The sequence below is a fragment of the Acidovorax sp. genome (genome assembly GCF_046294525.1).
Lineage (GTDB): Bacteria > Pseudomonadota > Gammaproteobacteria > Burkholderiales > Burkholderiaceae_C > Acidovorax.
This window is the reverse complement of sequence record NZ_JBKBKQ010000001.1, coordinates 536,775-547,987: the sequence shown is the minus strand read 5'-3', so window position 1 is coordinate 547,987 and position 11,213 is coordinate 536,775. Positions and strand designations below refer to the sequence as shown.

Annotated in this window: 11 protein-coding genes; 9 read left to right on the top strand and 2 right to left on the bottom strand. The window is 64.4% G+C overall.

The window, feature by feature from the left end; genetic code table 11:
- Together ACK4HJ_RS02435 and ACK4HJ_RS02430 are read right to left on the bottom strand one after the other, a co-directional pair.
- On the bottom strand, positions 1-222 hold a 222-nt coding region (locus ACK4HJ_RS02435; protein WP_409827369.1), incomplete at its 3' end, for a class II glutamine amidotransferase.
- Positions 223-246: 24 nt separating this feature from the next.
- The gene (locus ACK4HJ_RS02430; RefSeq protein WP_409827367.1) at positions 247-1,320 is read right to left on the bottom strand and encodes an MBL fold metallo-hydrolase; all 1,074 of its coding nucleotides are present in this window, start codon (positions 1,318-1,320) and stop codon (positions 247-249) included.
- Positions 1,321-1,443: 123 nt separating this feature from the next.
- Between ACK4HJ_RS02430 and ACK4HJ_RS02425 the strand changes: the two genes are divergently transcribed.
- The 9 genes from ACK4HJ_RS02425 (at position 1,444) to ACK4HJ_RS02385 (ending at position 11,192) form a co-directional block, all read left to right on the top strand.
- Positions 1,444-1,839, top strand: a complete 396-nt coding sequence (locus tag ACK4HJ_RS02425; protein ID WP_409827365.1) for a MerR family transcriptional regulator — start codon at positions 1,444-1,446, stop codon at positions 1,837-1,839.
- A 42-nt stretch (positions 1,840-1,881) separates the two neighbouring features.
- Complete coding sequence (locus ACK4HJ_RS02420; protein ID WP_409827363.1) at positions 1,882-2,343, top strand: PaaI family thioesterase; 462 nt, start codon at positions 1,882-1,884, stop codon at positions 2,341-2,343.
- Positions 2,344-2,382: 39 nt separating this feature from the next.
- Complete coding sequence (locus ACK4HJ_RS02415) at positions 2,383-3,573, top strand: isovaleryl-CoA dehydrogenase (RefSeq protein ID WP_409827361.1); 1,191 nt, start codon at positions 2,383-2,385, stop codon at positions 3,571-3,573.
- A 40-nt stretch (positions 3,574-3,613) separates the two neighbouring features.
- Positions 3,614-4,273: a carbonate dehydratase gene (gene can, locus ACK4HJ_RS02410; protein ID WP_409827359.1), complete on the top strand. Its 660-nt coding sequence runs from the start codon at positions 3,614-3,616 to the stop codon at positions 4,271-4,273.
- Positions 4,274-4,356: 83 nt separating this feature from the next.
- Positions 4,357-6,162: a bifunctional isocitrate dehydrogenase kinase/phosphatase gene (gene aceK, locus ACK4HJ_RS02405; protein WP_409827358.1), complete on the top strand. Its 1,806-nt coding sequence runs from the start codon at positions 4,357-4,359 to the stop codon at positions 6,160-6,162.
- A gap of 66 nt (positions 6,163-6,228) precedes the next feature.
- Positions 6,229-7,422 carry an acetyl-CoA C-acyltransferase gene (locus ACK4HJ_RS02400; protein ID WP_409827357.1) on the top strand — a complete coding sequence of 398 codons (1,194 nt, stop codon included), beginning with the start codon at positions 6,229-6,231 and terminating at the stop codon, positions 7,420-7,422.
- Between the two features lie 116 nt (positions 7,423-7,538).
- Positions 7,539-8,207: an SDR family oxidoreductase gene (locus ACK4HJ_RS02395; RefSeq protein ID WP_409827355.1), complete on the top strand. Its 669-nt coding sequence runs from the start codon at positions 7,539-7,541 to the stop codon at positions 8,205-8,207.
- 38 nt (positions 8,208-8,245) lie between these two features.
- The gene (locus tag ACK4HJ_RS02390; RefSeq protein ID WP_409827353.1) at positions 8,246-9,376 is read left to right on the top strand and encodes an acyl-CoA dehydrogenase family protein; all 1,131 of its coding nucleotides are present in this window, start codon (positions 8,246-8,248) and stop codon (positions 9,374-9,376) included.
- Positions 9,377-9,422: 46 nt separating this feature from the next.
- Positions 9,423-11,192 (top strand): hybrid sensor histidine kinase/response regulator, encoded by a 1,770-nt coding sequence (locus ACK4HJ_RS02385; protein ID WP_409827351.1) that lies wholly within the window; start codon positions 9,423-9,425, stop codon positions 11,190-11,192.
- Positions 11,193-11,213 lie beyond the last annotated feature (21 nt).

The following is an 11,213-nucleotide window of genomic DNA, read 5'->3' as shown; positions in this document are numbered from 1 at the left end:
GCGTCCCTGTGAAAAAACCAGCAACTCCCCTTGCTCAAATGCAGTCCAGCGCTCGTTGATGGTGAGCGGGCTGGTTGCAATCACGGCCACCTCGTCGTTCTCCTGAGTCTCCTTGGAGAAGGCGGGTTCACAGTTCAGCGGATGAGAGCACGCTCTTGTGAGACCTCGGGACCTTATCAGGCATCCGAGCCGCCTGTGCGCTACGCCGCATGCCGGCACCATGATCGAGCTTGGCTGCAGGGTGCCCTATTCGAACAGGCGAAACCGAAGAACGCCATCGCCATCCATAACGCGACCCATCCGGCCTCCTCGCCACAGATAGTGGAGATGCGCTAGCGCTTCGCCCATGGCAAATGTCATCTGATGGGTATCCAGTGTTCGCCGGAAGAGGATGGGCAGGACGTCTGCAGCGCTCAGCGCGCGGTTCTGAGCGGCTTGCAAGATATCTGCGAGACGATCCTGGTGATGCTGGTGCAGCTGGTCGATGCGGGTAGTCAGCCCGGTGAAGGGCTTGCCGTGCGATGGAAGCACCGAGGTGGTTTCCGGCAAATCACGATACCGCAGGAGCGAAGTCAGAAAAAGCTGCAGAGGATTGGCTTCCGGTTCGCTCGCATGTACGCTGACATTGGTGGAGATGCGAGGTAGCACCATGTCTCCGCTGATCAGGGTGCCCAATTCAGCACAATAGAGGGCAATGTGTTCAGGAGCGTGCCCATAACCGCTGATGCAATGCCAAGTCCGACCGCCGATGTCGAGTACGTCGCCATCCATCAGTCTGCGAAAGCGAGCGGGGAGAGCTGGCACCAAGGTGGGAAAGTACGACGCCCGCCCGCGCACATGGCTGAGAAACGCTTCGTCCTGCGCACCGTGTAAGGCATAGAAGTCCGCACCTGCTTCGCCTCCAAACCCTTGGGGGTCGTACACGGCGACGCGGGCGACGTTGTAATCAGTGGCGCTGATCCACAGGCGGACATCCCAACGCGCGCACAGCCAGTGCGCCAGGCCGATGTGGTCGGGATGCATATGCGTCACGATGACGCGTAGGATGGGCAAGCCCCCCAGGCTGGAGGCGAAGACCTGCTCCCACTGCGCCCGTGTGGTCGGGCTGTCGATGCAGCAATCCACTATCGTCCAGCCTTCGACCATGGCTCCTGAGGCATCAGGCTGGCGGTCGCGTAACAGCCACAGGTTGATGTGGTCCAGGGCAAACGGCAACGCCATGCGGATCCATCGGACACCAGGGGCAACCTCGACGGTCTCGCCTACAGCGGGAAGCGTATCACCGAAGGGGTAGTGGATCTGATGTTCAAGTGGGTTCATGGCGCCGACATGTTGGGTTAGCATTGACGTTAACGTAAACGTCATGCACACAAGGCATTGTAGGGAGTAGCCGTCCGCAAGCTGTCTCCTGTGCGAAACCCCCTTGTTGTATGCAACACCACCATGGCCAACACCTACAGCATTAGCGACCTCGCGAAAGAGTTCGATCTCACCACCCGCGCCATCCGCTTCTACGAAGACATGGGCTTGCTGCAGCCCGAGCGCACGGGCGCCGCAGGCCGCAACCGGGTCTACAGCGCGCGTGACCGCACCCGACTGCGGCTGACACTGCGCGCCAAGCGCCTGGGCCTGTCGCTCACTGAGGCCAAGGAAATCATCGACCTCTACGACAGCCCACGTGATACAGGTGTGCAACTGCGCAAATTCCTCGACGTGCTGGTGCTCCATCGCAAGCAGCTCGAAGAACAGATGGCCGACCTGCGGGCCAATCTGGAAGAGGTGCTGGAGCATGAGGAAGAAGCACGAGCGCTGCTGCTCAAGGTCGAAAAGCAAAAATGATTCATAATTGACGTTTACGTAAACGTAAATCAGGAGACCGTCGTGACATCGCCTCTCTTCGAGCCTCGCTGTGCGGACTATGCAGAGCGCGTGCGCGGCAGCTTTGCACGACAGGGCGCCATGCAGACACTGGGGGCCTATCTGGGCCGTGTTCTGCCCGGGGCGGTGGATATCGAACTGGCCTGGGCGCCACAGCTCACGCAGCAGCACGGGTTCCTGCACGCCGGCACGGTTGCCACAGCGCTCGATTCGGCCTGCGGTTACGCAGGGTTCACCTTGATGGCGCAAGACGCCGCGGTCCTCACCATCGAATTCAAGATCAATCTGCTGGCCCCTGCTAAGGGCGAGCGGTTCCGCATGGAGGGTCGGGTCATCAAGCCTGGCCGCACCATCACCGTGTGCGAAGGCCGGGCCTTCGCCATCGACGGCAGCCAGGAAAAACTGGTGGCCACCATGGGCTGCACCCTCATGGCGGTTACTGGGCGCGACGCGATCCAGGGCTGAGCGCTGCATTTCCCCCAATCCATTCCGAGGAGACATTCCATGAGCATTCCCGCCAACCTGCCCGGCCTCAACTTCCAGCTGGGTGAAGACATTGATGCCCTGCGCGACGCCGTGCGCGACTTTGCCCAGGCCGAAATCGCGCCGCGTGCGGCCGAGATCGACAAGAGCGACCAGTTCCCCATGGACCTCTGGCGCAAGATGGGCGACCTGGGCGTGCTCGGCATCACTGTGCCCGAGCAATACGGCGGCGCCGCCATGGGCTACCTGGCCCACATGGTGGCCATGGAAGAAATCTCGCGCGCCAGCGCCTCGGTGGGCCTGTCCTATGGCGCGCACAGCAACCTGTGCGTGAACCAAATCAACCGCAACGGTAACGAAGCCCAGAAGGCCAAATACCTGCCCAAGCTCATCAGCGGCGAACATGTGGGCGCGCTGGCCATGAGCGAACCCGGCGCGGGCTCCGACGTGATCAGCATGAAGCTCAAGGCCGAGGACAAGGGCGGCTACTACCTGCTCAACGGCAGCAAGATGTGGATCACCAACGGCCCCGACGCCGACACCTTGGTGGTCTACGCCAAGACCGAGCCTGAAATGGGCGCACGCGGCGTCACCGCCTTCCTGATCGAAAAGGGCATGAAGGGCTTCTCCATCGCACAAAAGCTCGACAAGCTGGGCATGCGCGGCAGCCACACTGGAGAGCTGGTATTCCAGGACGTGGAAGTGCCTGCCGAGAACGTGCTGGGCGGCGTGAACAATGGCGCAAAGGTGCTGATGAGTGGGCTGGACTACGAACGCGCGGTGTTGACCGGCGGCCCCCTGGGCATCATGCAGTCGGTCATGGACAACGTGATCCCTTACATTCACGACCGCAAGCAGTTCGGTCAGAGCATTGGCGAATTCCAACTCATCCAGGGCAAGGTGGCCGACATGTACACCGTGCTCCAGGCGGGGCGCTCGTTTGCCTACACGGTGGCCAAGAACCTCGACATGCTCGGGACCGACCATGTGCGCCAGGTCCGCAAGGACTGCGCCAGCGTCATCCTGTGGTGTGCCGAAAAAGCCACCTGGATGGCAGGCGAAGGCGTGCAGATCTATGGTGGCAACGGCTACATCAACGAGTACCCGCTGGGCCGCCTCTGGCGCGATGCCAAGCTGTACGAGATTGGCGCCGGCACCAGCGAGATCCGCCGCATGCTGATCGGCCGCGAGCTGTTTGCCGAGACCTGCTAAACCCGGCAGGCCGATTGACCTTTCAGAAAGCCCGAAACCCATGCCCGCATCCATCGAAGACCTGTTTGTCCACAACCGCGCCTGGGCGGCCCAGATGGAACGCGAGCGCCCCGGGTTCTTTACCGGCCTGCTCGCGCAACAAAAGCCCAAGTACATGTGGATCGGCTGCTCCGACAGCCGCGTGCCCGCAAACCAAATTACGGGCCTGGAACCGGGCGAGGTGTTCGTTCACCGCAACGTGGCCAACGTGGTGGTGCCCACCGACCTCAACTGCCTGTCCACCATCCAGTACGCCATTGATCAGCTGCGCGTCGAACACCTCATGGTCGTGGGCCACTACGGCTGCGGCGGCGTGCTGGCAGCGCTCGAGGGCACACGGGTTGGTCTGGCCGACAACTGGATTCGCCATGTGACCGACGTGCGCGACCGCCACCGCGACCTGATCGCATCGATTGACCCCCAGTGGCGCCACGATGTGCTCTGTGAACTGAACGCCATCGAGCAGGTGGTGAACGTGGCGCAAAGCACGGTGATGCTCGACGCCTGGGGCCGTGGGCAGAAGGTTACCCTTCACGGCTGGTGCTATGGCCTAAAAGACGGGCTCATCAACGACTTGCACATGACCGTGGACAGCACCGAAGGCCTGGAGGCGCTTTACCGGGCCGCAGTGGCCGGGGTGGCCGCGGTCAAGCGGCACTAGGCACTGCACCCGCCACGCTGCTGCGCGCATCCGCACCTGCCTGCAATCCCTGTTCCATCACCGTCCCAGCTGACCGAAACACCATGTTCCCGCAAAGGCTGGACGCGCCCCAGGCTTACGACATCGCCAAGGCGATGATGGACGGCTTCAACCGGCATTACCGGTTGTTTCGCACCGAATCCGCGCGCGCCAAGCACCGGTTTGAAACAGGTGACTGGCACGGCCAGCAGCGCGCGCAGCGCGAGCGCATCGAGTTCTACGACCTGCGTGTCAGAGAATGCGTGCGCCGCCTCGAAAAAGAGTTTGGCGCGGGCGCCCAGCCCATGGACGTGTGGCACCAGGTCAAGCTGCATTACATCGGCCTGCTGGTCAACCACCACCAGCCCGAGCTGGCCGAGACCTTCTTCAACTCGGTCACCACCAAGATCCTGCACCGCACTCATTTCCACAACGACTTCATCTTTGTGCGGCCGGCCGTCAGCACCGAGTACATCGAAAACGACGAACCCGCAGCACTGCCCACCTACCGCGCCTACTACCCCGCGCGGGACAACCTGGCCACGGCGTTGCAGACGGCCATCGAGAACTTCCGGCTGCAGCGCGAGTTTGAAGACCTGCCGCGCGATACCCGGCGCGTGGCGGCCGCCATCGAGCCGCGCATTGCGCACATGACCTTGCGCGCCAACTTCCAGATCCAGGTGCTGGCCAGCCTGTTCTACCGGAACAAGGGCGCCTACGTGGTGGGCAAGATCATCAACGGTTTCAGCGAGCTGCCTTTTGCGCTGCCCATCCTGCACACTGAAAGCGGCAAGCTCGCTATCGACGCAGCCCTGTTTGGCGAAGACGATCTGCTGGCGCTGTTCAGCTTTGCGCGCGCTTACTTCATGGTGGACATGGAGGTGCCCAGCGCGTACGTGCAGTTCTTGCGCAGTCTCATGCCGCGCAAGCCTCGCGCCGAGATCTACAACGCCCTGGGCCTGGCCAAGCAGGGCAAGACGCTGTTCTACCGCGACTTCCTTTCGCACCTCAAACACTCCAGCGACAAGTTCCGCATCGCGCCAGGCATCAAGGGCATGGTGATGCTGGTGTTCGACCTGCCGAGCTTTCCCTTTGTGTTCAAGCTCATCAAGGACCATTTCCCACACCAGAAGGACACCACGCGCGAGCAGATCAAGGCCAAGTATTTACTCGTCAAGCAGCACGACCGCGTGGGCCGCATGGCCGACACGCTGGAGTACAGCGAAGTCGCCTTTCCTCGGGACCGGTTCGATGATGCACTGATTGCCGAGATCGAGAAGTTCGCGCCCAGCCAGCTCGAAGTCAGCGACCGCGATGGTGACGGCCAGACCGAGGTGATCATCAAGCACCTGTACATCGAGCGGCGCATGATCCCGCTCAACATCTACCTGCAGGAGGCCCTTGATACTGGTCTCGCCGATCCGCGGGCGCGCCAGCAGATGGAGCACAGCGTGATCGAGTACGGCAATGCCATCAAGGACCTTGTTGCCGCCAACATCTTCCCTGGCGACATGCTGTGGAAGAACTTCGGCGTCACGCGCAATGGCAAGGTCGTTTTTTATGACTATGACGAGATCGAGTACCTCACCGATTGCAACTTCCGCCGCGTGCCCACGCCACGCAATGAAGAGGAAGAGATGAGTGGCGACGTCTGGTACAGCGTGGGGCCCCTCGACGTGTTCCCAGAAACCTTCGCCCCTTTTCTGCTGGGCAACGACGCGGTACGCGAAGTATTCATGCAGCACCACGCCGACCTGCTCGATGCCGCGTTCTGGCAAGCACACAAGGAGCGCATACAGGCGGGCCACATGTTCGATGTGTTTCCCTACGACACGGAGCGCCGCTTTGCACAGGGCACTGGGGACCGCTGATCACACGCCGACCCACCTTTTCCTTTACCCAATTTGCCTCAGACACCTTTCTAAGGAGATCTCACCATGTCCACAACCACCCAAGACCCCATTGTCATCGTCGGCGCGGCACGCACCCCCATGGGCTCGCTGCAGGGCGACTTCTCCAGCCTGGCGGCGCACGACCTGGGCGGCGCTGCCATCAAGGCCGCCATCGAGCGTGCCGGTGTGTCGCCCGACGCCGTGGGCGAAGTGCTGTTCGGCAACTGCCTGATGGCCGGGCAAGGCCAGGCTCCCGCACGCCAGGCGGCCTTTAAGGGCGGCTTGCCCAAGGGCGCGGGCGCCGTCACGCTCAGCAAGATGTGCGGCTCGGGCATGAAGGCAGCCATGATGGCGCACGACATGCTGCTGGCGGGCACGCACGACGTGATGGTGGCGGGCGGCATGGAGAGCATGACCAACGCCCCCTACCTGCTGCAAAAAGGCCGTGGCGGCTACCGCCTGGGCCATGACCGCATCTTCGATCACATGATGCTCGACGGTCTGGAAGACGCCTACGAAGCAGGCCGCAGCATGGGCACCTTTGGCGAAGACTGCGCCGCCAAGTACAGCTTCACGCGCGAGCAGCAAGACGCCTTTGCCACCGCCAGCGTGCAGCGCGCCAAGGCGGCCACCGAGTCCGGCGCTTTCGCTGCCGAAATCGTGCCCGTGACGGTGAAGGACCGCAGCGGCGAGCGCGTGGTGTCGGTGGACGAAGGCCCCGGCAAGGTCAAGCTCGAAAAGATCGCCACCTTGAAGCCTGCGTTCAAGAAGGACGGCACCATCACTGCCGCCTCCAGCTCCAGCATCAACGACGGCGCCGCCGCGCTGGTGATGATGCGCGAGTCCACCGCCAAGAAGCTGGGCGCCAAGCCCCTGGCCCGCATCGTGAGCCACGCCACCCACGCGCAAGAGCCCGAATGGTTTGCCACTGCTCCACTGGGCGCCACGCAGAAGGCATTGGCCAAGGCCGGCTGGCAAGTGGGCGACGTGCAACTGTGGGAGATCAACGAGGCCTTTGCCGTGGTGCCCATGGCGCTGATGAAGGAGCTCAACCTGCCGCACGACAAAGTCAACGTGAACGGCGGGGCCTGCGCTTTGGGCCACCCCATCGGTGCCAGCGGCGCGCGCATCATGGTCACGCTGATCCACGCCCTCAAGGCCCGTGGCCTGACCAAGGGCCTGGCCACGCTGTGCATCGGCGGCGGCGAGGCCACTGCCGTGGCGCTGGAGCTGGTGTAACCGGTGTGATGGCCCCACCCGGCACTGCCGGGTGGTTGTGCAGATGCATGATTGCTTCTGTTTTGATAGCTGTTAGCGCTTAGCTGATAAGCGCTAGAGGCTGATTTGGCTTGAAAATGAATTCCATACTTGTCATCGGCGCTTCTCGGGGCATTGGCTTGGAACTGGTGCGCCAGTACACCGAGGCGGGCCGCCGCGTGATCGCCACCGTGCGCGACGACGCGGGCCGCGAGCGTGTGCGGGCCCTGGGCGCCGAGGCGCTGACGGTGGATGTGGCCAACCCCGCCAGCATCAGCGGCCTGGCCTGGCAGCTCGATGGCGAGAAGATCGACATCGCCTGGTATGTGGCCGGGGTGATCCGCCGCCCGAACGCGCTGACGCCGCCCACGCAGCAGGACTTTGATGCCGTCATGCACACCAACGTGCTGGGCGCGATGCAGGCCATCCCGCAGGTGGCCCCGCTGGTGGCCGATGCAGGCGGGGTGTTTGCGTTCATCTCGTCCTCCATGTCGCAGATCGGCAGCGTGCCGAACAGCGGCTCCTGGCTGTACCGTACCAGCAAGGCCGCGCTCAACATGGCCGTGGCCGCCGCACAGCACGACTACCCCGGCGCCACGCTGGTCACCATCGACCCCGGCTGGGTGCAGACCGACATGGGCGGCGACAGCGCCCCGCTCACGGTGGAGGACAGCGTGCGCGGCCTGCGCAGCACGGTGGCGGGCCTGACCCCGGCCGACAAGGGCCGCCTGCTGCACCACGACGGCCGTCGGGCTGCGCACTGGTAATTCTTCTCAACGAACAACGACTTCCGGAGACACCCCCCATGCTGCTGACCCAAGACCAGGAAATGATCCGCGACGCGGTGCGCGACTTTGCCCAGACCGAGCTCTGGCCCCACGCCGCGCGCTGGGACAAGGAACACCACTTCCCCAAGAAAGCCCACCAGGGCTTGGCCGCCCTGGGCGCCTACGGCATCTGCGTGCCCGAAGAGTTTGGCGGTGCCAACCTCGACTACCTCACGCTCGCTTTGGTGCTTGAAGAGATCGCAGCCGGTGACGGCGGCACCAGCACCGCCATCAGCGTCACGAACTGCCCCGTCAATGCCATCCTCATGCGCTATGGCAATGCACAGCAAAAGCGCGACTGGCTCACGCCGCTGGCGCGCGGCGAGATGTTGGGCGCTTTCTGCCTGACCGAGCCGCATGTGGGCTCCGACGCCTCCGCTCTGCGCACCACGGCGGTAAAGCAGGGCGACGAATACGTGATCAACGGCGTCAAGCAGTTCATCACCAGCGGCAAGAACGGCCATGTGGCCATCGTGATCGCCGTCACCGACAAGGGCGCGGGCAAGAAGGGGATGAGCGCCTTCCTGGTGCCCACCAGCAACCCCGGTTATGTGGTGGCGCGGCTCGAAGACAAGCTCGGCCAGCACAGCAGCGACACCGCGCAGATCAACTTTGACAACTGCCGCATCCCGGCCGAGAACCTGATCGGTGCCGAGGGCGAGGGCTACAAGATTGCCCTGGGCGCGCTCGAAGGCGGGCGCATCGGCATCGCCGCGCAAAGCGTGGGCATGGCGCGGAGCGCGTTCGACGCGGCGCTGGCCTATTCGAAGGAGCGCGAGAGCTTCGGCACCGCCATCTTCAACCACCAGGCCGTGGGCTTTCGCCTGGCCGACTGCGCCACGCAGATCGAAGCCGCGCGCCAGCTCATCTGGCACGCTGCTGCGCTGCGCGATGCGGGCAAGCCCTGTCTGAAGGAAGCGGCCATGGCCAAGCTGTTCGCCAGCGAGATGGCCGAGCGCGTGTGCAGCGCCGCCATCCAGACGCTGGGCGGCTACGGCGTGGTGAACGACTTCCCGGTGGAGCGCATCTACCGCGACGTGCGCGTATGCCAGATCTACGAAGGCACGAGCGACGTGCAGAAGATCATCATCCAGCGCGCGCTGGCGTAGCCGTTCAACCTTCAGGGGCAGGCCTGCCCGTGCGAATATCGCCCGCATGAGTACCCCTCCCGAGCTTGTCCCCTCCTGGTCTGCGCTGCCTCCGGACGCCCGGCTGCAGCTGCTGGACACCGCCTTCCTGCGCGTCCGCAACGGCTGTCTCATCATGCCGGTGCTCGGTTTGCCCGGCTCGGCATGGCTTGGGGCCCTGGGGCTGTGGCCGCAGAGCATTACGCTGTGGTGGGTGGCCGCCCTGTGCCTCGCAGGCGTAGCCTGGTACGTTTGGCGGCTGTGGCAGCGTGACAGACCGCGGCTGGCCCACACGGGCGATGCTGCGCTGCTGGCGATTTGGCTGCGGCGCGTGCCGGCTCTGGCGGCGGTGTACGGTGCTTTGCTGATGAGCGTGGCGGCCTGCGCAGGGCCTGGCGCTCCCTTCGAAATGCGCATGGCATTCCTCAGCGGAGCCATGATGGTGCTTGCCGCCAATGCCACACACCAGTCGGCGGTGCTGGCGGTTTACCAGGGGTTCTTTTTGTCCGGGTTCGCCGTCACGCTGCTGTCGGTGCCGTACGTTTTTCCGGAGCACTGGTTGTATCTGCTGCCCATGTACCTGCTCTTTGCAGTTTTCTTTCGCAATGCGCGGATCAGCCACCAGTTCTTCGTGCGCAATGTCGAGCTGAGCGAACGCTTCCGCGCCGCCAAGAGCGAGGCCGAACAGGCACTCTCCGTCAAGAACCAATTCCTCGCCACCGCCAGCCACGACCTGCGCCAGCCCGTGCATGCTGTGGGGCTGCTGGCCGAATCCGTAGCGCTGCGCAACCGCGACGCAGCGCTGGCTGGCACGTTGCAGGACCTGCGCCAGGGCGTGCAGTCGCTGCAGTGGATGTGCAACGCGCTGCTGGATCTGTCGCGCATCGAAGCCGGCGCCGTGCAGGCGCGCCTGCAACCCGTTGCGCTGGCGCCGCTGCTGCACGAGGTGGCCACGCTGCTGGGCGAATCGGCACGCGCGCGGGGGCTGGCGCTGCGCCTGCGCCTGCCGCCTGTCGGTACGCGGGTGCAGGCCGACCCCATGCTGCTGCGCCAATGCGTGGTCAACCTGGTGCACAACGCGCTGCGCTACACGCAGCACGGCGGCGTGCTGCTGGCAGTGCGCCGCCGCGCCGGGCACTGGCAGGTGGAGGTGTGGGACACCGGCCCCGGCGTGGCCGCCGAGGAGCGCGAGCGCATCTTCGCGCCCTTCACCCAAAGCCACAACGCCGCGCGCGCGGCAGACGCGGATGACGTTGGCTACGGTCTGGGTCTGGCCGTGGTGGCGCGCTGCGCCGAGCTGATGGAAGCGCCGCTGGGCCTGGCGTCGCGCCTGGGCCGGGGTTCTCGCTTCTGGCTGCGGCTGCGCAGCGCTGCGGCAAGCGAAGCCCCCCGCGGCGGCGCCGCCGCTGTGGCGCCGCAGGGCAGCCTTCACGGCCGCTGCCTGGTGGTGGAAGACGACCCGCAAGCTGCCGCGGGCTGGCAGCAGCTGCTGCAGGACTGGGGCGTGCAGGTGCGCTGCGCAGCCGACGGTGCCGAGGCGCTGGCGTGTCTGGCCCAGGGCTTCGCGCCGCAAGCGATCCTGTGCGACCAGCGGCTGCGCTCGGGCGAAAGCGGGTTCGCCTTGCTCCAGCGCCTGCAGGCGCTGTGCCCCGACGCCGCGCTGGCCATGGTCAGCGGTGAATGGGATTCGCCCGCGCTGCGCCAGGCCGAGGAGGAGGGCTATCTAGTGCTGCGCAAGCCGGTGCCGCCGGAGCACCTGCATGCCTTGTTGCGGCAGTGGTTGCCCGATGGGGCATGATGCTATTGAAAATATAGCTTC